The following is a 25,780-nucleotide window of genomic DNA, read 5'->3' on the forward strand; positions in this document are numbered from 1 at the left end:
ACCGTTCCTAGACCAGACCCAGCTTGGCGACCACGGCGACGGGGTCGACGGGCACCGGGATGACCGCCGGCATGCCCTTGAGTGCGGTGTCGGGGTCCTTGAGGCCGTTGCCGGTGACGGTGCACACGACCGTGGATCCCTTGGCCACCCAACCGTCTTCGATCGACTTCAGCAGACCTGCGATGCTGGCCGCCGACGCCGGTTCGACGAACACGCCTTCGGTGCGGGCGACCAGGTGGTAGGCGGCGAGGATCTCCTCGTCGGTGGCGGCCAGGAACCGCCCGTCGGATTGCTGCTGGGCTTCCACTGCCGAACTCCACGACGCGGGTGAGCCGATACGGATCGCCGTGGCGATGGTTTCGGGGTCGGCGACCGGTTCCCCCAGGACCAACGGCGCCGCGCCGGCGGCCTGCGTGCCGAGCATCCGCGGCAGCCGCTGGGCGATACCGTCACGCCGGTACTCGCTGTAACCCTTCCAATACGCGGTGATGTTGCCGGCGTTGCCGACCGGCAGCGCATGGACGTCGGGAGCGTCGCCGAGCGCGTCGACGATCTCGAAGGCAGCGGTCTTCTGCCCCTCGATACGGAACGGGTTGACCGAGTTGACCAGCGACACCGTCGGGAAGTCGGCGGTCAGCTTGCGCGCCAGTTCGAGGCAGTCGTCGAAGTTGCCGTCGATCTGGATGATCTTGGCGCCGTGCATGACCGCCTGGGCGAGCTTGCCCATGGCGATCTTGCCCTGGGGCACCAGGACCGCGCAGGTGATCCCGGCACGGGCCGCGTACGCGGCGGCCGACGCCGAGGTGTTGCCGGTCGAGGCGCACAACACGGCCTGCTGACCGCGCGCCACGGCCTCGGTGACGGCCATCGTCATCCCGCGGTCCTTGAACGACCCCGTCGGATTGAGGCCCTCGACCTTCAGATGCACTGTGCAGCCGGTGTATTCGGACAACCGCGGCGCGGGGAGCAGCGGAGTGCCGCCTTCCCGCAGGGTGATCGGGGTCCAGCTGTCCTCGACGGGCAGGCGGTCGCGGTACGCCGCGATCAGTCCCGGCCAGGGCTGGTGGACGGCTGAGGTGGTACTCATTCGGCGGTTCCCTCCATCCGAAGGACACTGTTGATGCTCTGCACGACCTCCAGATCGGCAAGGGCGGCAACCGTTTTCGACAGTGCGGCGTCGGTGGCTTGGTGGGTCACGACGACGATGCGGGCGCCGCTGCGCTGCCCCTCCTCGTCGACCACGCTCTCCTGCCGGACCTGGGCGATGCTGACCTCGCGGGTGGCGAACTCGGCGGCGACCGCCGAGAGCACGCCGGGGCGGTCGGCGACGTTCATGTTGACGTAGTAGCGCGTGGCGATGTCGCCGATCGGCGCGATCGGCAGCTTGGCGTACTTGGATTCCCGGGGGCCGCGGCCACCCTGGACCCGGTTACGCGCGGCCATCACCAGATCGCCCAGAACCGCGGACGCGGTGGGCGACCCGCCGGCGCCCTGACCGTAGAACATCAGCCGTCCGGCGGCCTCGGCTTCCACCACCACGGCGTTGAACGCACCGTTGACCGAGGCCAGCGGATGGTCCAGCGGCACCAGCGCCGGGTAGACCCGCGCGGACACGCGCTGCTGCCCGTCGTCTCCGGTGAGACGTTCGCAGGTGGCGAGCAGCTTGATCGTGCATCCCAGCGCACGCGCCGAGGCGAAGTCGGCGGGGGTCACCTTGGTGATGCCCTCGCAGTGGACGTCGTCGGCGGTCACCCGGGTGTGGAACGCGATGGACGCGAGAATGGCCGCCTTGGCGGCGGCGTCGTGACCCTCGACGTCGGCCGTCGGGTCGGCCTCGGCGTATCCGAGCGCACTGGCGTCGGCCAGTGCGGTGGCGTAGTCGGCTCCGGTGCTGTCCATCTCGGAGAGGATGTAGTTGGTGGTGCCGTTGACGATGCCGGCGACCCGCAGCACCGTGTCCCCGGCCAGCGATTGGGTCAGCGGGCGGATCACGGGGATGGCGCCGGCCACCGCGGCCTCGAAATAGAGGTCGACGTGGGCGTTTTCGGCGGCTTGTGCGAGTTCACCGGCCGCGACGGCCATCAGCGCCTTGTTGGCCGTGATGACCGACTTGCCCTGCTCGAGGGCGGCCAGGATGGCTTTGCGGGCCGGTTCGACGGGACCCATGAGCTCCACGACGATGTCGACGTCGTCGCGGTTGACCAGTGCGTCGATGTCGTCGGTCAGCAGGTCCGGCGAGACTCCGCGGTCGGTGTCTACCCGGCGCACGCCGATGCCGCGCACCTTCAGCGGCGCGCCGATCCGGGCGGCGAGGTCCTCGGCACTCTCGTCGATGATGCGGACCACCTGACTGCCCACGTTGCCCAGCCCCAGGACAGCCACGCCGATCTCGCTGACGGACTCGGTCACCGGTTCACCTCACTTCCAGACTCAGGAGATCATCGACCGTCTCGCGGCGCAGGATCAGGCGGGCCCGCCCGTCGCGCACGGCCACGACAGCCGGTCGGCCGATCAGGTTGTATCGGCTCGACATCGAGTAGCAGTATGCGCCGGTCGCTGCGACCCCGGCCAAGTCACCCGGTGTGATGTCGTCGGGGATCCAGGCATCGCGGACCACGATGTCACCGCTCTCGCAGTGCTTGCCGACCACCCGTGCCAGCGCCGGCGACCCGTCGCTGGTGCGCGACAGCAGCCGGACGTCGTACTCGGCGCCGTACAGCGACGTACGGATGTTGTCGCTCATCCCGCCGTCGACGCTGACGTAGCGGCGGTACCGGTCGGCGGCCACGGCGACGTCCTTGACGGTGCCGACCTCGTAGAGCGTGATGGTGCCCGGGCCGGCGATCGCCCGGCCGGGTTCGACCACCAGCTTGGGCGTCGGGAGCCCGACCGCCGCGGACTCGTTGCGCACGATGTCGCGCAGCTTGTCGGCCAACTCGTCCATCGGGGGCGGGTTGTCGTCGGGCAGATACGAGATGCCCAAGCCACCGCCGAGGTCCACGATCGACATCTGGGCGGTCTTCTCGACGCCGAACTCGGCGACCACGTCGCGCAGCAGTCCGATGACGCGGCGGGCCGCGATCTCGAAACCGGCGACGTCGAAGATCTGCGAGCCGATGTGGCTGTGCAGACCGACCAGCCGAAGATTGTCGGTCGCGAAGACCTTGCGTACGGCGTCCATCGCGGCGCCGCTGGCCAGCGACAGCCCGAACTTCTGGTCTTCGTGTGCGGTGGAGATGAACTCGTGGGTGTGCGCCTCGACGCCGACGGTCACGCGCACCAGCACGTCCTGCACGACCCCGGCCTCACCGGCGATCCGGTCCAGGCGCTCGATTTCGATCTCGGAGTCGAGCACGACGTGGCCCACGCCGGCGTCGACCGCTGCGGTGAGCTCGGCGATCGACTTGTTGTTGCCGTGCACGGTGATTCGTTCGGCCGGGAATCCGGCGTGCAGCGCGACGGCGAGTTCACCGCCGGTGGCGACGTCCAGGCACAGGCCTTCCTCGTCGACCCAGCGCGCGATCTCGGTGCACAGGAACGCCTTTGCGGCGTAGTGCACGTGCTCTCCCCCACCGAACGCCGCGGCGATCTCTCGGCAGCGTGACCGGAAGTCGTCCTCGTCGACGACGAAGACCGGTGTGCCGAACTCGGCGGCGATGTCGGTGACCGCGACGCCGGCGATGCGCACCACCCCGTCGTCGCCGCGAACCGCGTTGCGTGGCCACACATTCGGCGCCAGCGTCAGCACCTCGGTGATGTCGCGGGGACGGTCGGGCGTGTCGGCGTGGTGGATTTCCTCGGCGTGCCGGGGACCGGCGGGATGCGCGATCACATGCGCTCCGGTGCGCTGACGCCGAGGATGCTCAGTCCGTTGGCGATGACCTGGCGGGTGGCCACGCACAGGGCCAGCCGCGCCGCGTGCAGTTCCCCGGCAGGTTCGTCGCCCTGGGGCAGCACCCGGCAGGAGTCGTAGAAGCGGTGATAGTCGCCGGCCAGGTCTTCGAGGTAGCGCGAGACCCGGTGCGGTTCCCGTAGGGCCGCAGCGGTTTTGAGCACCCGGGGGAACTCGCCGATGTTGCGGATCAGCGTGCCCTCTTTGTCGTGGGTCAGCAGGTCCAGGTGCGCGGTGTCGGGTGCGACGCCGAGGTCGGCGGCGTTGCGCGCCAGCGCCGACAGCCGGGCGTGGGCGTACTGCACGTAGTAAACGGGGTTTTCGTTGGACGCCGAGGACCACAGCCCGAGGTCGATGTCGATCGGGGTGTCGACCGAGCTGCGGATCAGCGAGTAGCGGGAGGCGTCGACGCCGATGGCCTCGACCAGGTCGTCGAGCGTGATGACGGTGCCGGCGCGCTTGCTCATCCGCACCGGTTGGCCGTCGCGGACCAGGTTGACCATCTGGCCGATGAGCACCTCGACGGTGTCGGGGTCGTCACCGAGCGCCGCCGCGGCCGCCTTGAGCCGAGCGACGTAGCCGTGGTGGTCGGCGCCGAGCATGTAGATGCACAGATCGAAACCGCGCTTGCGCTTGTCCAGGAAGTACGCGAGGTCACCGGCGATGTAGGCGGGCTGGCCGTCGCTCTTGATGACGACGCGGTCCTTGTCGTCGCCGTGGTCGGTGGTGCGCAGCCAGACCGCGCCGTCCTTCTCGTAGATGGCGCCGTTGTCGCGCAGCTGCGCGATGGCCTGGTCGACGCGGCCGGAGGTGTGCATCGAGTCTTCGTGGGTGTAGACGTCGAAGTCTGTGCCGAACTCGTGCAGGGACGCCTTGATGTGGTCGAACATCAGGTTGACGCCGATCGCGCGGAACGTCTCGCGCATCTCGTCCTCGGGCAGGTTCAGCGCGTCGGGCTCCTTGGCCAGCACCTGGGCGGCGATGTCGCCGATGTAGGTGCCCGCGTATCCGTCCTCGGGGGTCGGCTCGCCCTTGGCGGCGGCGATCAGCGAGTTGGTGAAGCGATCGATCTGCGCGCCGTGGTCGTTGAAGTAGTACTCGCGGGTGACGTCGGCACCCTGGGTGGTGAGCAGCCGGCCCAGTGCGTCGCCGACGGCGGCCCAGCGGGTGCCGCCGATGTGGATGGGGCCGGTGGGGTTGGCCGAGACGAACTCGAGGTTGACCTTGGTGCCGCCCAGAACGGTCGAATGGCCGTAGTCGGCGCCGGCGGTCAGCACGTCGGTGACGATGACGTTCTGCGCGGACGCCTCGATACGCAGGTTCACGAAGCCGGGACCGGCGACGTCGGCGGCGGCGATGCCGTCTTGCTCGGCCAGCGCGGCGGCCAGCCAGCCGGCCAGTTCACGGGGGTTGGCGCCGACCTTCTTGCCGAGCTGCAGCGCCAGGTTGGTGGCGTAATCACCGTGGTCGGGGTTGCGCGGGCGTTCAACCGTGACGGTGGCGGGCAGTGCGGCGGTGTCGAGGCCGTGCTCGGCCAGCACCGCGGCAGCGGTGGCCTTGAGCAGCTCGGCCAGATCGGCGGGGGTCACGGGGGTTCATCCTATGGTCTGGCCCCTTCAGGCCCCGAATCCGTTTCCCGCCGTCGTCATGCGCTACGCTAGGCCACGCCCAACGGCGCGGTGTTTCCGCACGCGCCCCCGTAGCTCAGGGGATAGAGCGTCTGCCTCCGGAGCAGAAGGCCGCAGGTTCGAATCCTGCCGGGGGCACCATCTGACCGCATGTTTCGGCAGGTAGTGGGCAACTTTCGGGCAACAGCGAGTAACTTCCGTGACATCTACGACCCGGTGAGGTGACCCGGTCAGCCTAAGAAGTAGAGAGCCGCGTGGTCAGCGAACGTCGAGCGGGCGATAAAGTTGGTGCTCAACTGCGACGATCTCAAAGGGAGGCTCTGAGGTGAAGTCCAAGCGGATCGGGATAATCGTCTGTATCGCGGCTGTCGTGCTGCTCGTCGGCACACTTGTCGCCGGGTTGTGGCCGGTCAAGAGCGACTACAAGACGTCGTGCGGCAGCTTCCTCGCGGCGAGCGACAGCGTCTATAACGATGCCTATCAGCGCAACATGGGCATGATGGGCGACGCCGCTTACGACGTAGGCGCATACTCAGAGAACTCCCTCGGGTTGCCGTCGGGGGCGTTCGATGTCGTCGCGCGCAACATGGCGAACGAAGAGGTCACTAAGTGCGCTGGCAAACGACAGGTGACCGGCATCATCGCTGGGGTGCTCCTAGTGCTCACTCTCGGCGCGGGCGCGACGGGCGCATACCTATTACTTCGTCAGCGGGGTGGCCCGGCAGCGGTGTGAACGCTCGTGAACGCTGCTCGTCAGCCCGTCATCAAGTTGCCGCCCGCGCCTCCGAGCGCGTTGAGCGCGACCTGCCACGCCGCGCCGCGCAGCGTCAGAGCGATCTGTTTCATCCGGCTGCGTTCATCCGCCTGGCGCGAGTCGTCATCGGCAGCAGCCTCAAGCGCGGCGATCAGTCGTTCGAGCTGAGTCTCGGGCGACGGCCACAGCCCCGCGACACGAAACGCATCCCCGGTGGGCTCGCCGACCATCAAGATGTCGCCGCCGAACGCTTCGACCCCTTTGTCGAAGTACGGCTGTCGATAGAGAGCCCGTAGTGCGCGCTGGACAGTCTGCTCATCGAAGCCGCAGGCTCGCTCTAGCTCGTCCGCACTTGGGCCTTCACCAGTCTGGTCGTACAACTCGACGGCGGCTTTGAGGACGGGCAGATCGCGCGTCGTCCACGTGTCTGTCATGCGCGCGAGTATGCCGCCGCCGACCGACAGCGGGGCAACACGGCGCGCGGTGATCGGCGCGCGGTATGAGTTGTTTGGCTTCACGCGCTCGCAAAGGGACGAACCAGGCGCGATCAGACGGGTCGCGAAGTCATAGACCCGAGCACTGCTTGTGATTCAGGAGGCGATAAATGGTATTTGTCAGTGACATTGTGTTTGGCTGACACCCCGACACCGTCGAGTTCATTACGAAGTTGTTCGGACCGACGCGAACGGGAGCAATCAGCGTCCATCAGAGCGGGAGGAAGTTGTGTGACGATCCCCGACTTCCAGACGCTGATGCGTCCGGTACTTGCCCACCTAGCCGACGGCGAGGTTCATCGTTCGCGGGATGTCATCGAGGCGATGGCCGACCAGTTCGGCCTTACCCCCGAAGAGCGGGCCGAGAAAGTGCCGAGCGGACAAAAGCGGATCGACAACCGGGGCGGATGGGCGATGTCCTATCTAAGTCAGGCGGGACTCATCGAGCGGCCTGGACGCGGGCTGGTGACGATCTCCGACGAGGGCCGCGCCGCGCTCGACAAGTACCCCGAGCGGATCGACATGAAGGCTCTGGAGGCGTATCCGGCGTATCTAGAGTTCCGTGACCGCAAGCGAGACCGTCCCGCCGACGACGGCCAAGGAACCGAGAAGCCGTCGATCTCCGAGGAAGACTCAAGTACGCCCAACGATCTAGCCGAGCGCGCGGAGCGGATCAACCGGGCAGCAGTGGAAAGCGAAGTATTGGCCGCTGCGCTCAAACTGTCGCCGACCGGCTTCGAGGAACTGGTCGTTCGGCTGCTCGATCGCATGGGTTACGGGCGTGCGCGCGGGTCAGCTCACCGAACCGCCCCATCCGGTGATGGCGGCATCGACGGCATCATCAGCCAGGACCCGCTCGGGCTAGACCGCATCTACATTCAGGCCAAGCGGTACACCGACACACCGGTCGATAGACCACAAATTCACGGCTTCGCTGGGGCCTTGCTTTCCAAGCAGGGCGACCGCGGGGTGTTCATCACAACATCGCGGTTCACGAAAGGTGCCCGCGAAGAGGCCGAGCGGATCAACGCCCGCATTGAACTTATAGACGGCGCACGGCTGGCCGAGCTGTTGGTGCAGTATGGCATCGGCGTTCAGCCGGAGCAGTCGGTGACTCTCTACCGGCTGGACGAGGACTTCTTCGACACGCTGTAGGTTGCCCGCACAACTTCCGGTTTATAGGGCTAGATCAGCGACCACTATCGCGTGATCGGATAACTTCCCGTCGGAGACCTTGCCACGAACATGGTGAATGTGCTGCGCGCTTCTGATGCTTTCCCGCAATGGAGATGAAACCCAAATATAGTCAAGGCGAAAACCGTTGAAGTCTCTACCATCGCGCGTCGTGAACCATGTGTAATCTCTGGCCTTAGGGTTCAGATGACGCCAGGTGTCAATATACTTGCCGTCCATACGCAATATGCGGATGTTTTCTGAGAGCTTGAACGGGGTGCCCTTTGGAGTCTTGTCGATCTCATTCAGCCCCGTGTTGAGATCACCCATAATCACGACCTTTTCGTCCTTATGGGCCGTGGCATATCGTGTGACCTCGTACCACAGCAGTTCTTTACGCTTCTGGCCAGACATACCGCGGCCCTCGGAGTCGAACTTGTGATCCGGTGCTCCCGGAATATGGACACATAACACGCGCAAATCGAGGCTTGGAATATAGACGGACGCCCACCGCTCTTGGTCGTGCGTTATCTCTTCTTTCACGGCATCGAAGGGGATTTTCGATGCCAGCAGAACACTATTCACTTCTTTCTCGGGGCACGGCGTTTCGATGTGGTCGAATCCACTCGCTTCTAGAGCGTTTGTCAGCATCGCAAGATTACTAGATTTCACTTCGGTGAAAGCGAGAATCTCGGGGGCCAAGAGGTCCACTTCTCGCATCATTTGCGGCACCCGACTGCCGCCTCCGCTCTGGATGTTCCAGGTCAAAAATCGTGTTTCACCGTCAGCCTTCGTCATCGTTGCTCCCCCGCCCTGATCGGTCATGTCGTGTTGGTCGACAGAGGCTAGCAAAGGGCCATGACATCAGCGGCATGTAAAGCGACGCGACGATGTCTGGCCGCGTTCGTCGCGCGTGTGCAGCACAGGCAAGCGTCGGCCACTCGCTGGGCGAGCGATTACAGCCCGTTGATGCGCCGTCGCAGCGGTGAGTTGGGGCTGAGCGGGCTCGGCGCAAAAGGGCGAGCCACGTTCGCGCCTGCGCGGATTCGCCGCCCGACGTCGAGCGGGCTGACGATGTGCCACTGCTGCCCGAGGGAATGACTCAAGACGTCGTGTGCGACGACGAGCGCAGCGAGCGCGTCGGGCTGATGCTGGCCTTGCTGCCATTGCACCGCAGCCCGCTCAAGCTCGGGCAGATGCCCCGCCATGCGCGTCGTGCCCGTCTCAAGCCCTTGCAGCAGCGCAGAGCTGCGCGCGATTGCGTCACCGCCGCCGCGACCGCTGCCCTTCGGCGGCCACGCAGTGACGCGCACCGGGTGAGTGAGCTTGTAGCGGCGCATAGCGTCTTTGACGACACGCTGATACGTCTCGCGCGCCGCGAAGCTCTCCACGGCGATCTCCGATGCGCCGACATCGACTGCCAGCTCGACAGCTGCGCGCGCCCACTGATCGCTCGTCATCGGCGCGCTGACGTCGGCGATCACGGCGACGACGCCGTCTCGGGTGAGCGACGCGGCGACGATGCCGCAGCTGTCACCGCTGCCGCTGTCGCTGGGATCGACGCCGACGACGGTCATGCTCGGCGCGCTCGGCGCAGCGGGCAGACGCCAGTTGTCGAGCCATTCGCGTTTGATCAGCCCGCCCTCGGGCGCGGTGGGCACACCTTCGTAGAGCGCGAACCATGCGCGCTCGCCCGATGTGCGCCGCGCAGCTGCGAAGTGATCGGCGGTGTAGCCGAGCGCGCTGGTCATCACCACACCCGGTCTGCGGTCCAACGCATCGGGGATGCCGGCCTCGGCTACTGCGGGAATGTTGGTGTGCCGCCAGACTTCGGGCTCGCTGTCGAGAAGATAACCGGCCAAGTCGGTTTCGGCCCATCTCGTCATGACGAGCAGCACGCTGCCACCGGGATGCAGCCGCGTCGCGAGAGTGCTGCGGTACTCGTTGATGACGCGGCGGCGATGCGCCGCGCTGTCGGCTTCGGCGGCGTCCTTGACTGGGTCGTCGATGATCATCATGTCTGCGCCGAAGCCGGTCACGCCGCTGTTGATGCCTGTGGCGAGCAGCCCGCCCGCGTGCCCGTCGACTCGCCAGCGACCGACTGCCGTCTTGTCTTGCGACAGCCGGAAGCCCAGATAGTCGGTGTGCTCGTTGATCAGCTGTCGTGCTTCGCGGCTGTGCGCTTGGGCGAGTTCGTCGCTGTAGCTGACGAGCACGATCTGCATGTCGGGATCGCGCATCAACGCCCAGACGACAGTCCAGATCGCGAGCAGGCGGCTCTTGCCGGTGCGCGGCGGTGTCGTCACGATGTCGCGCTGATCGGGCTCGCTGACTGATCGCGCGGCGAGATCACTCAGCAGTCGAATCGTCGGGGTGACAACGAACTTCGGATCGAGTCGACACGCCAGCTCTGCGGGTGTGGCCGGTCTCCGCTGTGCTCGCGCGGCGCGCAGGCTGCGCGAAGCGACGAGCGTCGTCACTGCGTCGGCGTTCACAGGCACGTCACCCGCGGCACGCGGCCCTCAGCCTTGCGCCGCTTCGCGATCTCGATGTCGTGCTCGTCGCCGAGCGCGACATAGTTGCGCCCCCGATTCTTGATCGCGTAGACGCGACCGTCGCAGAACAATCGCGCGAGGGCTTCGCCTTTGCGCCAGAAGCTGCCAGGCACTCGCTCGCGGATCAGTGCCCACGGCACGAACTCGTCGCGGCTGGCGTCGATCTCGCGCAGGATCGCGGCGTCGATCTCGTCATCGGTCGGCTCAGTCATGGTGGTCGGGCTGACAGTCATGGTTCGTCCTCGGGTGTCGTCGTCGGGTGATTGGGTTGTCGATCGGTCAATGGTGTTGTCACCGCTGCCCGCCGAGGCTCGGGCGGCGGTGACGTCGATCAGGCGGCTTGCTTGCTTCGCCGCTCGATCGGGGGCACGCTGCGCAGCCGCGCGCGAATGTTCGCGAGCTGGAAGCTGCCCAGCCCGCCGCCGTCGTCCACGCTGAGCGCGGCGAGCACATCGGCGTGCGTCGCTTCGCCGGTCTTGTAGAGCTGCTGAGCGACACGCACGACAGCGGGCCAGCAATGCGTCAACAGCGGCACGACGTCGTATCCGGTGTGTGTGCCGCCAGCGGCGCACAGCACTCGGTCGTCTCGATGTCCGGTCGACGTGAGAACCGCGTGGACCTCGCGCATCGTCGGGCGTCGACCCGCAAGCCAGCGCGCTTGCGCCCACGGCCCGCTGTACGCCACTTCGGGGTTGCGGCCCTCGGGCATCTCAGCGACGGTCGTGAGCCCTTGGACGCCGAGCACGCGACCGCTGGCGACGACGGTCGAGCGGATCACGCCGCCCAGCGTCACAGCCGTGACGGCGTGACCCGCTTCGTGGATGCACGTCTCAAGATGCCGACGTTGCTTGTCAGTCAGGTCAGCCAATGTCAGAGGCATTGTCGCCACACTCCTTCCGTGGTCAGCTCGCGTGAGCTGGGATTCGGTTCAGCGATCGACGTCGAGGCAGCGAGGCCCGCAGCCATGCCACCGCCCCGGCGTCGATCGTCTGCAGCACTGCCCGGAGACATAGCGGTGCCGCCGTCGCTGTTGTGTTCGTGAATCAGGTTGCGCAAGTTGCGGACCACCCTGTCGCGCGCCTTATCCGACTTCGACAACCAACGTGCTTGGGCTTCGTCGAGATAGCGGTCGATGCAGGCGCGACACCGCCAGCCGTGAACGTCACCTTTGTAGAAGGCGCACGGTCCCTGGCACTCCCAGCAGGTGCCGACGTAGACGTCGGTGTCGTACTCGACCGCGGTATCGGCTGTCATGGCGTCACCGTCACCGCTGCGACGACTGCTTCGACGCCGACGACGAAACTGCGCTCAGCGATCGCGGCGAAGATGTTGTGCCGCTCCTCGATCGCCTCGCGCACCGACGGCTGATCGCGCCACCCGTAGGGCTGCGACGTCGCGACGATCGTGTCATCGAGCCCATCGACATAGCCGCCGCCGATGACGACGGTGTGCCCGCCCGGTGACGAGAACACAGCACCGTTGCGCTTGAACAGCTCGACGTCTTGCGCGACCCACTGTGCGCCGATGTGGAGGACGCCGACCGTGTTCGTCTGGGCGAGAACGCCTTCGAGGTAGCCGACCGCGAGCTTGAGTGATGCAGCCGTCTCGATGCCGCCCGGTGTCGCCGCAGCTTCGATCAGCAGCCGAGCGGCGAACTCACGCTCGACAGCGTTCTGCTCGTTCAGCCGAAGAATCTGCTGCGCGCGCTGACGAACCTCGGCACGGCTCGCAGCGGTCAAGTCGCACTGGTCGTAAGCCCAGACCGTGATCGGCGCGAACGGGTCGAGCCAGCCGGGACGCTCGCCCTCTTTGCGAGCTGCGGTCGCCGGATCGGGCGGCGCGCACCAGTCAGCGTCCCAGACGCCGAAAGCGTCTTCGCCGCCGTAGTTTGCGCCTCTGATCTCGACGCCGCTGTCGAGCCACCGCAGCGGGCCGCTCTCGTCGGTCCACTGCGTCGCTGCGAACAGTCCGTTAGGCGCGGGGTTGAGCAGCGGCGCGCCGAAGCGCACCGGCAGCATGTCGGTGTAGGTCGTCGGGGTCGGGGCTGTCATCGTCGTTGGCCTCTCAGTTGATCTCGGGTCAGGTGTCGATGCCGAGCGTCGCGAGTTCAGCGCGCGCCCGCTCGGTATCGGTCGGTGGCGGTGCCTGTTGACGACGCTGCTCGCGGCCGCGCTCAGCGCGATCGAGCAGACGGTCAAGCGTCAGCGCGGCGGTGTCGACGACGCGCAGCGCAGCCTCAAGACGCTCGGACGCCGATCGCGCGCCGCGTGTTGCGCCGGGCGGCAGCGCATGGGCGAGCACGTCGGCGAGCTGCGCGCGGTACGGCTCGGTCAGCGCGATCAGCGTCGCGGCCCAGGCACCCGACGCGAGCGCGTCGTCGCCGATCTCGGGCAGCGCAGGCCGCTCAGCGAGGTCGACGAGTCTGCGCACGGCATACGCGCGTTTCTCGTACGGCAGATGCGCCGTCTTGCGGCGAGCGTCGCGCTCAGCGATGAGACCGACGACGACGTGCGTCAGCTCGTGCACGGCGGCAGCGACCGCGTCGGCTTCGCGCCAGCACGCGCCCGGAGGCAGATAACTCGCCCGCGCCGCGAGCGGCGAGACGATCGCTACGACTTCGGCGGTCAGATCGAACGCGCGTGTGTAGCGGTGCAGCAGACCGGCGCGACGACGCTGCCGCAGTTCGTCTTGCGTGTAGTCGACGGGCGCGCGCTGCGGCTGATCGAGCTGCGCGGCCCGAGCAGCGGGTGTGTTGTTGCGAGCGGTGATCGTCATCGCGACACCGCCGCGTCATGCTGCTCGATCACCGACAGCAGGCTGTGCGCCGCGTCAGCGTCAATCTGCAGCTCACGGAGCAGCGTCGCGTGCATACGCCAGTACGACAACGCTTCGCTGCACTCTGCGACGCGCGGGCCGTCGACTTCGCCGCGCGACGCGAGCACAGCCTTGCGGGCTCGCCACGACTGCATCGAGCGATCACGCCACCGCAGACGCGGCGGCTCACGCCGATCAGTCGCCGTTGGGCTGTCGCTGGTGCTGTCGTTGGCTGCTGAGGCTGTCATGCACGCCATGATGTCACTAAGGGGTGCAAGCTACAAGCAGCTGCGACGGCGAATCCCGTTGCGGGATAACATGATAACCCGACGCCGTCGGGTAATTAGGTGCACGTCTCGGCTGCTCGCGTTACGTCGTCACACACTAGGGGTAGAGACGACTGACCCCCGACTGTTGACGGTCGGGGGTCAGCGTGTCGAGCGCAGCAGCGAGCGGGTTCAGCTCGCCTCAACGAGTCTCAGCGCGTTGTAGATCGTCGCTCGACTGACGCCGTACTCGCGAGCGAGCGCAGACGCCGACTCGCGCTCGGCGAGACGCGCAGCGACTTCGACCCGCTGCGCAGGCGACAGCGACGGCGTGCGCCCTTTGTACTTGCCTGCACGCTTCGCAAGCGCGATGCCTTCACGCTGACGCTCAAGCAGCAGCGAACGCTCAAACTCGGCGACCGCGCCCATCACGCTGAGCATCAGCACCGCGCACGGATCGCTCTCGTCACGCGAGAACGTCAGACCTTCCTTCACGAAGCGCACGCGCACACCGCGCGCTGTCAGCTCATCGACGGTGCGACGCAGATCGACCAGCGATCGCGACAGCCGATCCATGCTGTGAACGATCAGCTCGTCGCCTTCGCGCACGTAGTCGAGGCACGCTCGCAGCTTGGGTCGATCAGTGTCTTTGCCGCTCGCGTGATCGGTGAACAGCTTGTCCAGCTCGATCCCGTCTAGCTGTCGCTCGGCGTTCTGCTCGACGGTCGAGACACGTTGGTAGCCAACTGATTGCCCGTTGTTCATGGTTCATCCTTTCGGGTGTCTAACTAAGGTCTTGGGCAGATTAGACGGCTGTCTAGGAGTCCTCAACCAACTTCACTCAGACGAGAGGCTCTGCGCCGCAGCCTGATCGGCTGGGCTGTAGCCCAGATAGACGGCAGCGAGATCGCCGGCCCGACAGTGTCGGCTTTCTCGTGCGCGCTGCGCGCTCAGTAGACGGTCGGCAGATCGCGACCGCGTGCGGCGATCAGATGCGACGGGACGCGACGGCCATCGAGCAGCGTGACCATCGTCGGACTGCTGCAGCCACAGCCGTCTTCGGTGCTCGATGCGGCAGCGTCGTCGGGCTGCGCCTCGGTCTCGACGTCAGCTGACGATGCGGCGTCAGCGTCAGCTATCGCGTGAAGCGCGTCGTCCTGCGGGCCGAGCGCGTCGCTCCCGGTCGAAACCTGCTCGGTCGAGGCATTGCCTGCGTCGCGCTCATCTGACGGCTCAGCGTGCTGCTGCCGCTCGCGATGACGCAACGCTGCCGCCCACTCGCTGAGTTCGTCGGGGCTGATGCCGCCGAGCGCGATGACACGACGGGCGACGTCGAGCTGCAGCGGCCACAGCGAATCGTTTTGCCCGACAACGTCGCCGAACAACTCGCGCAGCTCGTCGGCGAGCGCGGCGTCGAGCGATGACGGGTCGAGCTTGTTCTGAGCGACGTCGTCGGCGACGCTCATCGCCGCGTTGATCGCGTCGCGCTTGCTCGTGCCGGGTGCGCTCACTGCTCGATCTCCTTGGGTTCGATGACTTCGGCGTCGACCACAGCCAGCAGACGCTCGCGTGCTTCGGCGATGATCTGCGTCGGCGTCTGCGTGACGTTGATGTCGAGCTTGTCGGGCGCGTTGAGCCCGTAGAGACGCGCCAGCTCTGCATCCGCTCGGGTGATGACGTCGATCATCCTGCCGACCGTCTGATAGTCGCCAGCCTTCTGCGCTTCGGCGAGCGACCTGAGAGCCGCGCCGACCGTGATCCGCTTGCGCTCGATGATCTCAGCTCGCGCCGCCTCACCGTTAGGCAGCGGGTTGCGTTCGTTGTACCGCTTGTACGCCTGCTGCACCGCGCCGACGCTCTTGAAGCCAAGAGTGTCGCGAATCTTCGACCACGACTGCATACCGACAGCTCGCATGACAAACACCTGCTCTGCGCGAGCACGGCTCTCAGCGAGTGACATCACTTGAGGCATACCTCGGTCTACCTCAAAACCGTGCAGAGGCGACACTACTGCGACAGCGTCGTATTCGATTGTCTTGCTTCCTACTTCGACGACGACGTCGGCTTTCGCGAGCGCATGAGTGACGCCGACTACGCCTGTCGCACAGCTCCGCGACGCGCTTCGATCCGGCTGCGCGGCGAAGCTGCGACCCTACGACTGTCCGAAGCTACGACCTACGACTCTACGACGATCGGTACGCGCGAAGATTGTCCGAATTGAGTTCCCCGACAACGTCGCACAACTCTGTGAACAGTATAAATACAACAAATAGGGAGCTTTCAGACGACATGGGTGCTTGTCGCAGTCGTAGTCGTAGCTTCCCGACAGTCGTAGAGTCGTAGAGTCGTAGCTTCGCAGCCCGGCAAAGTCGCATGATCGTCGTAGCTACGCGAACGAGCTGCGGGCTCATCCGATCAGCTGCGCGAACTTCGCTCCCCGACTCGCGTCACGCAGCCGCAGCTTGCCCTCAGCCGTGAGCTGTGCGAGCGCGTCGTCGATGTGCTCGGCGTCAGCCTGATTGAACTTGCGAAGAACACCGTTGGTGCCCGACAGCCTGTGCTCGCCGGGACCGAGCGCGGTCAGATAGCCAACAATGCGCGCTGCGACGCGACCGACGGGTGTGGTGCGCGCTTCGTCGTCTTCGATCGACTCGGCGAGACTGCGCGCACGCTCGTCACGCTTCGCCTTAGCTTGCCGTCGCCGACGATCAGTGACAGCAAGATCAGCGATCGCGCAAGACGTCTCAAACATCACGTCGGCCAGCGTCCAGTCGTCGTCGTTGATCACGAGCAGACCCCGCTCGTCGATGTCGGTGCGACCGTCGAGGATCGCGAGCAGACCGGCGACGCGAGCGGTCATCGCGTTGCGCTGGCTTCTGATGTCGGGCTCACTCTCAACGTCGTCATCACACAGCCACTCGGCGATCCGATCGTCGTCGATCTTGGCGCGCAGCGACTCGCACAGCCGCAGCCCTGTCGACGGGATCGTGACGTCGAGCGTGCCGGGGTCGACGATCTGAGCCAGCAGCTCGCGCGACACCTGCCTCGGGTCGGGCTTCGACCACAGGTTGATGAACCGCTGTGGTGTGCCGAGCAGAATCTGCTCAGCGGTCAACAGATCGGCGAGCACCGACAGGTGAAAGCCGACGATCAGCGCGAGCCGATACGCGCCAGCAGGAACGAAGCGATACCGCGAGCCGTCGGCGTTGCTCTGACCGATCGCTTGATCCGACCACGCTTCGCGCAGCGTCTCGCCCACTGTGCTTTTCGGGTCGGTGATGTACTTGACGAGGCTGTGCGCCTCGTCGGTGTGCATCAGCACGTTCGATCGCACGCGCTTCCGCTCTTTGACCGGCTTGCCCTTCGGCCCGGTCACCATCACGTCGCCCCAATACATCTCGGCGATGCCCTCGCCTGAGCGAATCTTGCCAACGCGCGGGAACGGCTCGCCGCCCGGCAGCAGCACCGGACGATCGACGTCGTCCATCGGGTCCATCGACCAGCTCGGGACCGGTCGCACGATCTGCGCCGAGGTCGTCATCGCCGATGTTTTGCCCTTGCCTGACCACGACACCGACGCCGCGAACAGATGCAGCGGCAGCGGCGACATGATGCCGGTGTCGACGCGCACGCACGGCGGGGTGTGCGCGGAGATGCGGGCGAGAACAGCACCGAGCGTCGCGTCGGGTGCAGCGCGGCGAGCCAACGCGGCGTCGCGAATGTGACGCAGCGAGTCGCGCGCCTCCCAGAATGACGCGGGCAGCGTGACACCTTTGGGCACCGCGCGGTCGCCGTTCTCGTCGTCATCGTCGCGTCGACCGATGTCGAGGCCGAGATCGTCGTTCAGTGCGAGCGAGTCGCTGTCGTCGTGAAGATCAAGCGCGGTCATCGCGGCTCCCATGTCGTTGTCGAAGTCGATGAGCGCGACCGCTTGCAGCCGTGAGACTGTCGCGCAGTTGAGCGCGTCGAACGGCTCGATGTCGTGGTCGGTCCAGATGTGCATCGGCGGGTCGGACGAGTCGACCCACTGCGCGCAGCCCGGCTCATGCGCGGTCGCCGACTTCGCGCTCGCGTGCGGCCCCGGCGCAGCCCACGTCTCGCATCCGCAGCTGTCGGCTTTCCCGTTGGGCGTCCAGTCGGTTGCGCGCAGAATCTCGGTCCAGCTGATCGTCGCGCCCCACCGCGCGATCGGGCTGTCGTTGTCGATGTGCTCGCGGCTGCGTTGCGCCCGCTCGGCGTGCGACTGGCCGTGCTCGATGATGCGCGCACGCAGCCAATCGGGCAGCGCGTGAACGTCGCCGCTGACCGTGTACGTGCCTTCGTCGCGCACACTCGGCGGGATCAGCGCGTACTTTCCCGCGCCCCACATCACTGAGTAGGCGTCGTCGCCGTCGCCGATGCTCATCGACTCGGGCCGCTGCGGCAGCTCGACATCGTCGGGCACGACGAACCAGAAGTGACCGCCGTTGCTGTGCGCCCAACTCTCGGGATCGTTCGGGTCACCGTCGCCGACGTGTCCCGGCGTGCTCACTGTCTGCGCGATGTGAGCGTCACCACGAGCGTCGGCGAGAAACGCCGCGCGCTGCTGAACGCTGTCGCAGTCGACGACGACGAGACGGCTGCGCCCGAGTGACAGCGCGGCGTTGATCTGGACGGCGTCGCCGAACGTCGCGATGTAGCGGTCGAGATAGTCGTCGAGCGTCGCGACGTCGCTTGTGGCGAGATGCACGCCCGCGTCGGACTTGACGCGCTGCCAGTTGCGTTTACCGGCGTCGCGCGCTTGCTGCTGCGCCGCTTTGTCGTCAGCTGATTGTCGCTGCGGCGAACGCATGTCGGCGGGCTGCTTGCTGCCGGGATAAATCAGCAGCGGCGCGCAGCCCAGCGCAGCGAGCGCGTGCAGATATTCGCGCACTCCGTCGTGGTCGTCAGCCTTGGGCACGTCAGCGAGCACCGCCGAGAGCTGAGCCTCGCGACTGCCGCTGTGCGCGGTATTCTTCACAGTGTTCCTTCTGTTGGGTTTCTCTCGCCCTCGGAGGGGCTGACTCTCTCGGAGTCGTCGGTGATCGGTGATGCCGCCTGGCACATGCGAGTCGAGGCAAAACGCTCGCGCTGGGCGGCATCGCTGCTATCTAGTGATCACGCGCGCCGGGTGACTTCTCCGACATGGCCGGCATTGTGCGCGTTGATGTTTCGCGCGGTGCTCATCGCGCAGCCTGAATCTCGGGCGGGATGACCGGCTTGAACAGCGCGTCAACGTCGCTGATCTTCACGCGGATCGCGCTGCGCGGCTTGTCGCTGATGCGGTACGCGGGCAGCTCACCGCTCGCGACTTTGTCTCGAAGCGAGAACACCGAGAAGCCGGTGCGCACGGCAGCGTCTTGCAGGGAAATGAAGTGTGGTGTGGCAGTTGGCCTGGCACTCACTTGTCGCTCCGTCGTCTGGTGACGATCCCCAGGGCGTGTGTGCGGTGTGAGCGGGGCGTGTCGGCGTGTGCGGAGCGTGGGGCGTGCGCGGGTCTGGGGCTATGACCTGACGCCAGAATAGCTGATGCAGAGCGCAGCTGCTTATAGCTGGCGCGAGATCATCGAGAACCGTTTGGCGTGAGAACTACGACGAAGTCGTAGAACTGCCAGCGTCTTTCGGCTCAGGTGTCGCTCAGCTGCGCGAGCATCGACAGTCGATCAGCGAGCGCAGCAGCGCGCCCTTCGGCGATGTGCTGATAGCGCATCGCAGTGTTCGGCGACGTGTGCCCGAGCCTGCCCATGATCTCGCGCAGCGTCGCGCCCGTCAGCGCGACAAGCACACCCGCGCAGTGCCGCAAGTCGTGGAAGTGCAGATCGGGCTTACCGATCGCGTCGCGCGCAGATTCCCACGCAGCTCTGAACCGCTTCTCGCCCGCGAACGATCCGGTGCCCGGTTCGGTGAACAGCAGCGCGTCATCGTCAGAACCGACGTGCTGCTGCAAGTGCTGCACGACGGCGGGCCGCATGTGCGGCGGCACCGACACTTCGCGACGCGACTCGCGCGTCTTCGTCGGCCCGACTTCGTGCTTCCCATGCCGATACGTCACCGCGCGCTCGACGCGCACCATCGAGCCGTCAGCGGCGACGTCACAACGACGCAGCGCGAACAGCTCGCCGCGCCGCAGCCCGCACCAGCCAGCGAGCAGCACCGTCAGTCGCAGATCGTCGGGCATCTTCTCGGCGAGCTGCGTCAGCTGAGCAGCGTCAAGCAGCACAATGCTGTGCTTCGCGTGCTTGACCTGCGCTGCGCCCTTAATCCGGCATGGATTGCTCGCGACCAGCCCGTCGTCAACGGCGGTGTTGAAGATCGAGCGCAGCAGCGCGTAAGCCTTCGCGTTGCGCGACTCGTGCTCGCTGCCCAACTCGGCGAACCACCGCCGCACAATCTCGGGCGTGATCTCAGCGAGCGCGTGATCGCCGAGTGCCGGGACGATCAGATTGTCGAGCTGCGACTCGTACAGGTCGCGCGTGCGACGGGCCAGCTTCGTCTTGGCGGCGAGCCACGACTGCGCGTAGCGGTCGAGTGTCAGCTTCTCGGCTTGCCGTCTGGCGACGCGCTCAGCGGGCGGTGCCCATGCGCCGGGGTTGCGACGATCAAGCTCGATCAGCTCGCGCTCGTCCTCAAGCCAGGCGACCGCGCTCGCTTTCGTCGGGAACGTCGCGGGCGCGTTATAGACCGCGCCGTGGTGCAGGTACCCGGCCTGCCATCGACCGCTCGCGCGCTGCCGCAGTCGCCCGAACTGTCGTCGGGTGCGTTCGCCGACGGGCTTCGCGGGCGACTTCGTGCGCGGCATGACCGTCTCCTAGATGGGCAACAAACGGGCAATAGTGACTCTAAACGATCTGCGCAGAATCTCAGTCAGCCTCAACGGTGGTTTGTGCTGGTCACGCAGCTCAGCGATGGTTTTCGCTGCTCACGCTGCAATGACAATTGTAGCTGTCAGCTACTTCGAATCCTGCCGGGGGCACCAGATTCTCCCAGGTCAGCTAATCGGTCTGACGCTTTCCATCCATCACGTGCGGCGGTTGCCCGGGCTCCCGCCGCCAGCGCTCGCCCCGTTGGTCGGTGAACTCGACGGTCACCGGACCCGGGGCCAGACCCGGCTCGGATCGGTCGTGGTCACCGGGTGGCACCAGGTCGACAACGTGCTCGCTGCCGTTGGCGCAGATCACGACCACGTCGTGAATCGGGTGACCGGACGCGTTGCGGATGCGGACCTGACCGGTCGTGGCCCACGCGGAGACCCGATCGGCATGTGCTCGTCGGCGTTCCCACCATTCGCGATGCTCGCGCTTCTGCCGCTCGACCCGTTCACGCCGGATCTGCCAGAAGGCCACGATGAACGCTCCGATGGTGCCGATCGAGCCGACCCAGGTCGCCCAATCACCCAGCTCGATCTCCAACATGGTCACCTCTGGTCACGACGTTGATCTCGAGGTGACAGTAGCCGCAGTCCCGACAGACGCTGCCGGCTTTGCGGCACCGTGCCCATACTGAACGGCATGGAGCAGTTGCTCACGGGTCTCGGGCTGTCGACCGCGGCCGGCCTGAACGCCTACATCCCCATGCTGATGCTGGGGATCCTGGCGCGTTTCACCGACCTCGTCAGCCTGCCTACGAGCTGGTCGTGGCTCGAGAACGGCTGGGTTCTGGCGATTGTGGCGGTGTTGCTGGCGGTGGAGATCGTCGCCGATAAGGTGCCGGCGCTGGATTCGATCAACGACACGGTCCAAACATTCGTACGTCCTGCGGCGGGCGGCATCGTGTTCGGCTCGGGTACCGCCGCGGAGACGGCGGCTGTTTCCGATCCCGGCCAGTGGGCGCAGTCGGGGCAGTGGGTGCCGGTGCTGATCGGTGTCGTCGTGGCGTTGGTGGTTTCGCTGGCGAAGTCAGCGGTGCGACCAGCCGCCAATGTCGCCACTGCGGGAGTGGCCGCGCCTGTGCTGTCGACGGTGGAGGATGCGGCCAGCGTGGGGCTGGTGTTCGTTGCCCTGCTGATCCCCTTGCTGGTCGTGGTGGCCCTGGCAGCGCTGATGTGGGTGGGGTGGCGACTCTGGCGGCGGATCCGACGCCGCGGCAAGGGCCGGGGCCCGACACCTCCGATCGGCGCCGCGAGCGGTTGACCTCAGCGTGTCCCCGGCGCGATCTCGTCGAGGAACGCGAACCGCTCTCGGACCTCGTCGGGCCGGATGCCGAATTCCTCAGGGGTGTAGCGATGCCCGCCCGCCTCGCGGGGGTGCGCTCGGTGATAGGCGCCGATGAAGCCGTTCAGGTCGTTCGGCGGCGCCATCCCTGCCGCCGCGTAGACCCGTGCTACCACGTGGGCGGTGTTGTCGACCAGGTCGCGGTAGTCGAGGTCGAGGAACGTCGCGGCGTCGGGCGCGATCTCGCGGCGCACCGCGACGGCACGCCGCAACCAGAGCTCGCTCTGGTCGACCTGCTGGCGTCCGACCTCGATGGGATCGACGTCGTCGCTGTAGGTCGTGCGGTACACCGCGAACAGGCTGGCGCCCGAGGTCAGAGTCGACACGATGTCGCGATGGATCTGCACGACGGTCAGGCCGGGGAACGTCTCGATGAGGTGGTCGAGTTCGGCGGTGTGGGCCGGGGCCTTCAGTACGAAGCGACGCGTATCGCCACCGGCGAGTAGTTGCAGTCCCTCCCGGTACCGCGCGTAGGTGCCGCCGAAGTCCTGTCCGGCAAGCCAGTCGGCGTACGACGGCAGCCGCATCATCGACGTGAATCCCCAGTTGCGCAGGTCGGTCCCCATGCCCAGCACGCATTCCTCGGGCAGCGCCGGACCGGACGGGTGCACCACCGCCATGTCGGGGTTGAGGGTGTGCAGCAAATCGCTTGTCGTCGCACTGATCTCGGCGGCGGGCGGATGGTCAGGTGCGGCGAATCGCCACGGCGCCACCAACTCGGCGGGCAGTGGTGCGTGCAAGCGGGGGTCACTGCCGAGGAGCCGAAACAGGAACGTCGTGCCGGTGCGCCAGCCCCCGATGATCACGATGGGCGGGGCCATCTCGACGGCACAGACCTCGGGGTGATCCCTGCGGTAGCGGCCGATTCGGGCGCCGGCGGTCAGCCGCCCGGTGGCGGATTGCAGCGCCATCCTGATCCCGACCGCGTTGAGCCTACCGTCCTGCTCGGCGGAGCCGAGGAAAGCGTCGAGGCCCGATCTCCATCCGTCGGCGAAATCGTCCGGCGAGAACTCACCACGGCGCGTCGCCCGTTCGACGACCCGGTCGGCGTCGAATCGGTAGCGTTGCGGGTTCTCCGCCCGATCCTTCCCGGCTTCGGCGTAGATCTGCTGCGCGGTCTCGCTCCGCTGCGGCATGCGCCAACTCATCGGAGCTCACCGAGCGAGATGCGCCGCGCTGCGGGCAGTTCCGGCGGCGCCGCGGCATGCAGGAACCGCATCACGAACACACCGAAGTTCCGCCCTTCGGTGTCCAGCCAGTCGTAGCCCGCCATCCCGGGATCACGGGCGGCCAGCACGAACCGGTAACCGCCGTCAGCCAGGGTCACCGACGCGCCCGTGTGCGACACGGTTCGATGCCGGTAGTCCAGCGAGTTGAGAAAGCGGTTGTACAGCACGATGTTCCAGTGCCGGCAGGCCGGCGGGACACCCTCGAGGACGAGAGCTTCGTCGTCGCCGAGTTGCCACGCGCCTCGGACGTAGTGGATGCCGGGTTCGGTGAACGCCGCTCCCCCGGCCATCGCCGACCAGTGCCGCACCGCGTTGGGTGCCGCGACGTCCTCGGCGACGGCGAACTCGAGGACGTTCGGCAACGCCGCGAAGGTGCGCCCCAGCCGCGACAACGACCGATCGACGTCCGGTTCGGGCGGCGCGACAGCGGAATCCGCGTCGAGCGCCTCGATTCGACACCAACCCGGGTCGGCCGGATCGACACCGTCATGGACGTAGCGCACCCACACCGACGACGAACCCGGGGGCAACGTCAGCCCGGGGCCATCGAAGTCACTGGGAGACAGCGTGATCGAGAAGTTCCCCTCCGCGTCGGGACCCAGATTGTCGCTGTCCAGGCGCGCCACGGCCGCCGCGTCGGCGATCCCGGTACCGCTGTAGACCGTGACGGACTGGTACACCGACTGCCCGACGTTGCCGATGATCCGATAGCTGCGGTCGTCGCGGAGGTCGGTGATCCAGTACCGGTAATCCGGGTTGTCCATGAAGAACTTCTGCCGCCAGCCGTTGAACGGCACCAGTTCGGGCCGGTCTCGGTCGGTCTCCAACCGTCCGACGAGATTGTTCAACGCTCGCACCAGAGCACGTTGACCATCGTGACGGTCCGCGGCGTCGAGTGCGGCGGTAGCCGCTGCCATCGTCTCGCCGGCCTTGCGTACACCGTCGGCGAAGTCCTGCCATCCGTCGTCACTCATCGGGTACCGCTGCCTGCCTTGAACATCGCAGCGGAGTCTAGCCACGTATGACAGTGTCCGGAAGGCCGCTCCACCCCGAACAGAATGACCTGGGATTGAGAACCATTGGCAGGCAACAGGAAGACACTGTTTTGTCGCTGTTGCCCTAGACGACCCTCTACGACCGCCCGCTCGTTGGGCCGTGACGTCCGGTCCGCTGTCCGCGATGCGGTCGGGTCGCGATGCGGTTGCAACCGCACGTATCTCAGGCGGCGGCGTCTCGCACTGTTTCGGCGCGGACGCTCGCCTCGGATCGTGGCTCCTCGGCAGCCGGATGGTCACCGGGATCCTCGTCGTATCCGACGTCGTCAGCGTATTCCTCGGGCGCCCCGTCCGCACCGGTCGAAGGTTCCTCGGACAGATCGTCGCTCACCGTCTCGGCGTCCTCTCCAGACGTCTCGGCGTCCTCTCCGGACGTCTCGGTGTCACGGTCGACGCCGATCTGCGCGCGCAGGTCGTCCTCCCGCTCGGTGGGCTGGCGTGGCGCAACGGAATTCCCGGGAAGATACGTCTGCGTCTCCACCGCCTCAACGTCGTCCAGGGCGACACCCTCATGCAAAGTCGAGGCCTCCTCGGCGGCCGGCGGTGTCGATACCGAAGCGTCGGCTGTCAACGCCCGTTGCACACGCGGCGGATCGGTGGGCGCGTCCGACATCTCGCTGTCATCCGCCTCGGCGCCGGCGGCGTCGAACGGACTGAGGAAGAAATCGGCCTGCGCACCCATCCAGTCGACCAACGCCTGCCACGCCTGGCCGGTGCGTGCTGCGATGGATCCGATGGTCGTGTTGAAGGCGTTGACGACCGCGGCGATCAGGCCGTCCCCCTGGATGGCGTCGGTGACGAACTGGTCTCCTGCGTTGATCATGTCGTGTGCGAAACCGGTGAGCGCGTCGATTTCGCCGGCGATCAACTCCCAGGTCGCGACGAGCTCGAAATTGATCAAGGGGACGAAAGGGATCCAACCGACGGTGTCCAGGACGTCGCTGGCGGCGTTGACGGTCCAGTCGATGCCTCCGCGAATCGGCTCCCAGACGTTCCAGACAGCGTTGGAGACATCAGCGAGTAGATGGGATGCCCCGACCACCGCGTCGCCGAGAAAACCCTCGGGAAGATCTGCCGCCGGCGGCCGAGGCGGGTAGATGTCGACAGGCGGCAGCGGAATCCACGCCCCCACCTCGTCGATACCCAGCCACACGGTGGCGAGCCCGAGGTCGACCACCCAGTCGGCGACGTTCTTGAGCACAGAGCCCTCGCCGCGCAGCCAGTCGGTGGTGTTGAACACGCCGCTGTTGATCAGCGACTCCACGAAGCTGTAGACGACCATGATCTGGTTGCCGAGAATCCCGATGTACGGGATCCAGACGATGATGTCTGAAGCGACCTGGAATCCGTACCGGACCCACTTCTCGATCGCCTCATATGCGGCATCGACGGCGTCCGCGAAGGCGATCAGCGACGGCGTGCTCGCCAGCGTCGGCGTGGGGTCGAGCAAGAGTCGCTGCACCGACGCGGTCAGTTGAAGATCAGCGACGTTGATCGTCGACGCGGCCGATGTCTGCACACAGAGGTGTGCGCTGGGCTGGATGCGGGACGGTTCGGGGAGGGGAGCCACAGTCGCGGCCACCGCGATCCCGGCTGCGGCGAATGCTGCCGTCGCCATTTTCGTTGAGGACCGTATTGTGCGCACCATGGCCGCTCCTCGCGTGCTTCGGCTCTGATTGTCGCGCCGAGCCG

26 protein-coding genes and 1 tRNA gene are annotated in these 25,780 nt (G+C 66.4%); 4 read left to right on the top strand and 23 right to left on the bottom strand.

Going from position 1 to position 25,780, the window contains the following annotated elements:
- Positions 1-7: 7 nt before the first annotated feature.
- From thrC to argS, 4 genes are all read right to left on the bottom strand, one after another.
- Positions 8-1,087 (bottom strand): threonine synthase, encoded by a 1,080-nt coding sequence (gene thrC / locus ACAG25_RS17400; RefSeq protein WP_370489716.1) that lies wholly within the window; start codon positions 1,085-1,087, stop codon positions 8-10.
- Entirely contained in the window at positions 1,084-2,409 is a 1,326-nt protein-coding gene (locus ACAG25_RS17405) for a homoserine dehydrogenase (protein ID WP_370489717.1), read from the bottom strand. Before ACAG25_RS17405 ends, thrC begins: the two co-directional genes overlap by 4 nt.
- Before the next feature lie 4 nt (positions 2,410-2,413).
- Entirely contained in the window at positions 2,414-3,757 is a 1,344-nt protein-coding gene (lysA, locus tag ACAG25_RS17410) for a diaminopimelate decarboxylase (RefSeq protein ID WP_370489838.1), read from the bottom strand.
- Between the two features lie 71 nt (positions 3,758-3,828).
- Positions 3,829-5,481: an arginine--tRNA ligase gene (gene argS, locus ACAG25_RS17415; RefSeq protein WP_370489718.1), complete on the bottom strand. Its 1,653-nt coding sequence runs from the start codon at positions 5,479-5,481 to the stop codon at positions 3,829-3,831.
- A 104-nt stretch (positions 5,482-5,585) separates the two neighbouring features.
- On the opposite strand from argS, the gene ACAG25_RS17420 reads away from it, so the two are divergent.
- A tRNA-Arg gene (locus ACAG25_RS17420) sits at positions 5,586-5,661 on the top strand.
- Between the two features lie 184 nt (positions 5,662-5,845).
- Positions 5,846-6,253, top strand: a complete 408-nt coding sequence (locus ACAG25_RS17425) for a hypothetical protein (RefSeq protein ID WP_370489719.1) — start codon at positions 5,846-5,848, stop codon at positions 6,251-6,253.
- 20 nt (positions 6,254-6,273) lie between these two features.
- Here the strand turns inward: ACAG25_RS17425 and ACAG25_RS17430 are convergent, their stop codons facing one another.
- Positions 6,274-6,708, bottom strand: coding sequence for a hypothetical protein (locus ACAG25_RS17430; RefSeq protein ID WP_370489720.1), 435 nt, complete (start codon positions 6,706-6,708; stop codon positions 6,274-6,276).
- A gap of 291 nt (positions 6,709-6,999) precedes the next feature.
- Here ACAG25_RS17430 and ACAG25_RS17435 point away from each other — a divergent pair, with 291 nt between their 5' ends.
- Positions 7,000-7,923, top strand: coding sequence for a restriction endonuclease (locus tag ACAG25_RS17435; RefSeq protein WP_061482059.1), 924 nt, complete (start codon positions 7,000-7,002; stop codon positions 7,921-7,923).
- A gap of 21 nt (positions 7,924-7,944) precedes the next feature.
- On the opposite strand, the gene ACAG25_RS17440 is transcribed toward ACAG25_RS17435, so the two are convergent.
- The 15 genes from ACAG25_RS17440 to ACAG25_RS17510 all read right to left on the bottom strand — a co-directional run bounded on the left by ACAG25_RS17440 (position 7,945) and on the right by ACAG25_RS17510 (position 21,006).
- The gene (locus ACAG25_RS17440) at positions 7,945-8,739 is read right to left on the bottom strand and encodes an endonuclease/exonuclease/phosphatase family protein (protein WP_157888644.1); all 795 of its coding nucleotides are present in this window, start codon (positions 8,737-8,739) and stop codon (positions 7,945-7,947) included.
- A 158-nt stretch (positions 8,740-8,897) separates the two neighbouring features.
- The gene (locus ACAG25_RS17445; RefSeq protein WP_370489721.1) at positions 8,898-10,442 is read right to left on the bottom strand and encodes a terminase large subunit domain-containing protein; all 1,545 of its coding nucleotides are present in this window, start codon (positions 10,440-10,442) and stop codon (positions 8,898-8,900) included.
- On the bottom strand, positions 10,433-10,729 hold the full coding sequence (locus ACAG25_RS17450) for a hypothetical protein (protein ID WP_370489722.1): 297 nt from the start codon (positions 10,727-10,729) through the stop codon (positions 10,433-10,435). Before ACAG25_RS17450 ends, ACAG25_RS17445 begins: the two co-directional genes overlap by 10 nt.
- 98 nt (positions 10,730-10,827) lie before the next feature.
- Positions 10,828-11,376 carry a hypothetical protein gene (locus ACAG25_RS17455; protein WP_370489723.1) on the bottom strand — a complete coding sequence of 183 codons (549 nt, stop codon included), beginning with the start codon at positions 11,374-11,376 and terminating at the stop codon, positions 10,828-10,830.
- Positions 11,367-11,750, bottom strand: coding sequence for a hypothetical protein (locus ACAG25_RS17460; protein WP_370489724.1), 384 nt, complete (start codon positions 11,748-11,750; stop codon positions 11,367-11,369). Before ACAG25_RS17460 ends, ACAG25_RS17455 begins: the two co-directional genes overlap by 10 nt.
- Positions 11,747-12,514 carry a hypothetical protein gene (locus ACAG25_RS17465; protein WP_370489725.1) on the bottom strand — a complete coding sequence of 256 codons (768 nt, stop codon included), beginning with the start codon at positions 12,512-12,514 and terminating at the stop codon, positions 11,747-11,749. The genes ACAG25_RS17460 and ACAG25_RS17465 overlap by 4 nt, the downstream gene beginning before the upstream one ends.
- Before the next feature lie 61 nt (positions 12,515-12,575).
- Positions 12,576-13,271, bottom strand: coding sequence for a hypothetical protein (locus ACAG25_RS17470; protein WP_370489726.1), 696 nt, complete (start codon positions 13,269-13,271; stop codon positions 12,576-12,578).
- Complete coding sequence (locus ACAG25_RS17475) at positions 13,268-13,558, bottom strand: hypothetical protein (protein ID WP_370489727.1); 291 nt, start codon at positions 13,556-13,558, stop codon at positions 13,268-13,270. The genes ACAG25_RS17470 and ACAG25_RS17475 overlap by 4 nt, the downstream gene beginning before the upstream one ends.
- A gap of 210 nt (positions 13,559-13,768) precedes the next feature.
- On the bottom strand, positions 13,769-14,341 hold the full coding sequence (locus ACAG25_RS17480) for a recombinase family protein (RefSeq protein WP_370489728.1): 573 nt from the start codon (positions 14,339-14,341) through the stop codon (positions 13,769-13,771).
- A 185-nt stretch (positions 14,342-14,526) separates the two neighbouring features.
- Entirely contained in the window at positions 14,527-15,087 is a 561-nt protein-coding gene (locus ACAG25_RS17485; protein WP_370489729.1) for a hypothetical protein, read from the bottom strand.
- Complete coding sequence (locus ACAG25_RS17490) at positions 15,084-15,476, bottom strand: hypothetical protein (protein WP_370489730.1); 393 nt, start codon at positions 15,474-15,476, stop codon at positions 15,084-15,086. The genes ACAG25_RS17485 and ACAG25_RS17490 overlap by 4 nt, the downstream gene beginning before the upstream one ends.
- 507 nt (positions 15,477-15,983) lie before the next feature.
- A complete protein-coding gene (locus ACAG25_RS17495) occupies positions 15,984-18,575 on the bottom strand; it encodes a bifunctional DNA primase/polymerase (protein WP_370489731.1) in 2,592 nt (863 codons plus the stop codon).
- Positions 18,576-18,777: 202 nt separating this feature from the next.
- On the bottom strand, positions 18,778-18,999 hold the full coding sequence (locus ACAG25_RS17500; protein WP_370489732.1) for a helix-turn-helix transcriptional regulator: 222 nt from the start codon (positions 18,997-18,999) through the stop codon (positions 18,778-18,780).
- Between the two features lie 221 nt (positions 19,000-19,220).
- The gene (locus ACAG25_RS17505) at positions 19,221-20,393 is read right to left on the bottom strand and encodes a tyrosine-type recombinase/integrase (RefSeq protein ID WP_370489733.1); all 1,173 of its coding nucleotides are present in this window, start codon (positions 20,391-20,393) and stop codon (positions 19,221-19,223) included.
- Between the two features lie 193 nt (positions 20,394-20,586).
- Positions 20,587-21,006 (bottom strand): hypothetical protein, encoded by a 420-nt coding sequence (locus tag ACAG25_RS17510; protein ID WP_370489734.1) that lies wholly within the window; start codon positions 21,004-21,006, stop codon positions 20,587-20,589.
- Positions 21,007-21,102: 96 nt separating this feature from the next.
- Here ACAG25_RS17510 and ACAG25_RS17515 point away from each other — a divergent pair, with 96 nt between their 5' ends.
- Positions 21,103-21,723: a DUF4126 domain-containing protein gene (locus ACAG25_RS17515; RefSeq protein ID WP_370489735.1), complete on the top strand. Its 621-nt coding sequence runs from the start codon at positions 21,103-21,105 to the stop codon at positions 21,721-21,723.
- A gap of 2 nt (positions 21,724-21,725) precedes the next feature.
- Here ACAG25_RS17515 and ACAG25_RS17520 read toward each other — a convergent pair whose 3' ends face one another.
- The 3 genes from ACAG25_RS17520 to ACAG25_RS17530 form a co-directional block, all read right to left on the bottom strand.
- Complete coding sequence (locus ACAG25_RS17520) at positions 21,726-22,940, bottom strand: sulfotransferase (RefSeq protein WP_370489736.1); 1,215 nt, start codon at positions 22,938-22,940, stop codon at positions 21,726-21,728.
- Positions 22,941-22,948: 8 nt separating this feature from the next.
- Positions 22,949-24,007, bottom strand: a complete 1,059-nt coding sequence (locus tag ACAG25_RS17525) for a DUF1214 domain-containing protein (RefSeq protein ID WP_370489737.1) — start codon at positions 24,005-24,007, stop codon at positions 22,949-22,951.
- 244 nt (positions 24,008-24,251) lie between these two features.
- Entirely contained in the window at positions 24,252-25,706 is a 1,455-nt protein-coding gene (locus ACAG25_RS17530; RefSeq protein ID WP_370489738.1) for a hypothetical protein, read from the bottom strand.
- Positions 25,707-25,780 lie beyond the last annotated feature (74 nt).

The sequence above is a fragment of the Mycobacterium sp. pV006 genome, from assembly GCF_041287115.1.
In the GTDB taxonomy this organism is placed as follows: Bacteria; Actinomycetota; Actinomycetes; order Mycobacteriales; family Mycobacteriaceae; genus Mycobacterium.

Bases quoted from the DNA above. Each gene is read 5' to 3' on its own strand.
- ACAG25_RS17530 (WP_370489738.1), bottom strand. From the start codon at position 25,706: ATGGCGACGGCAGCATTCGCCGCAGCCGGGATCGCGGTGGCCGCGACT.
- ACAG25_RS17465 (WP_370489725.1), bottom strand. From the start codon at position 12,514: ATGCTGCCGGTGCGCTTCGGCGCGCCGCTGCTCAACCCCGCGCCTAAC.
- ACAG25_RS17525 (WP_370489737.1), bottom strand. From the start codon at position 24,007: ATGAGTGACGACGGATGGCAGGACTTCGCCGACGGTGTACGCAAGGCC.
- ACAG25_RS17455 (WP_370489723.1), bottom strand. From the start codon at position 11,376: ATGCCTCTGACATTGGCTGACCTGACTGACAAGCAACGTCGGCATCTT.
- ACAG25_RS17505 (WP_370489733.1), bottom strand. From the start codon at position 20,393: ATGCCGCGCACGAAGTCGCCCGCGAAGCCCGTCGGCGAACGCACCCGA.
- ACAG25_RS17460 (WP_370489724.1), bottom strand. From the start codon at position 11,750: ATGACAGCCGATACCGCGGTCGAGTACGACACCGACGTCTACGTCGGC.
- ACAG25_RS17470 (WP_370489726.1), bottom strand. From the start codon at position 13,271: ATGACGATCACCGCTCGCAACAACACACCCGCTGCTCGGGCCGCGCAG.
- ACAG25_RS17490 (WP_370489730.1), bottom strand. From the start codon at position 15,476: ATGCAGTCGTGGTCGAAGATTCGCGACACTCTTGGCTTCAAGAGCGTC.
- ACAG25_RS17430 (WP_370489720.1), bottom strand. From the start codon at position 6,708: ATGACAGACACGTGGACGACGCGCGATCTGCCCGTCCTCAAAGCCGCC.
- ACAG25_RS17475 (WP_370489727.1), bottom strand. From the start codon at position 13,558: ATGACAGCCTCAGCAGCCAACGACAGCACCAGCGACAGCCCAACGGCG.
- ACAG25_RS17510 (WP_370489734.1), bottom strand. From the start codon at position 21,006: ATGTTGGAGATCGAGCTGGGTGATTGGGCGACCTGGGTCGGCTCGATC.
- ACAG25_RS17515 (WP_370489735.1), top strand. From the start codon at position 21,103: ATGGAGCAGTTGCTCACGGGTCTCGGGCTGTCGACCGCGGCCGGCCTG.
- ACAG25_RS17520 (WP_370489736.1), bottom strand. From the start codon at position 22,940: ATGCCGCAGCGGAGCGAGACCGCGCAGCAGATCTACGCCGAAGCCGGG.
- ACAG25_RS17450 (WP_370489722.1), bottom strand. From the start codon at position 10,729: ATGACTGTCAGCCCGACCACCATGACTGAGCCGACCGATGACGAGATC.
- ACAG25_RS17440 (WP_157888644.1), bottom strand. From the start codon at position 8,739: ATGACGAAGGCTGACGGTGAAACACGATTTTTGACCTGGAACATCCAG.
- ACAG25_RS17480 (WP_370489728.1), bottom strand. From the start codon at position 14,341: ATGAACAACGGGCAATCAGTTGGCTACCAACGTGTCTCGACCGTCGAG.
- thrC (WP_370489716.1), bottom strand. From the start codon at position 1,087: ATGAGTACCACCTCAGCCGTCCACCAGCCCTGGCCGGGACTGATCGCG.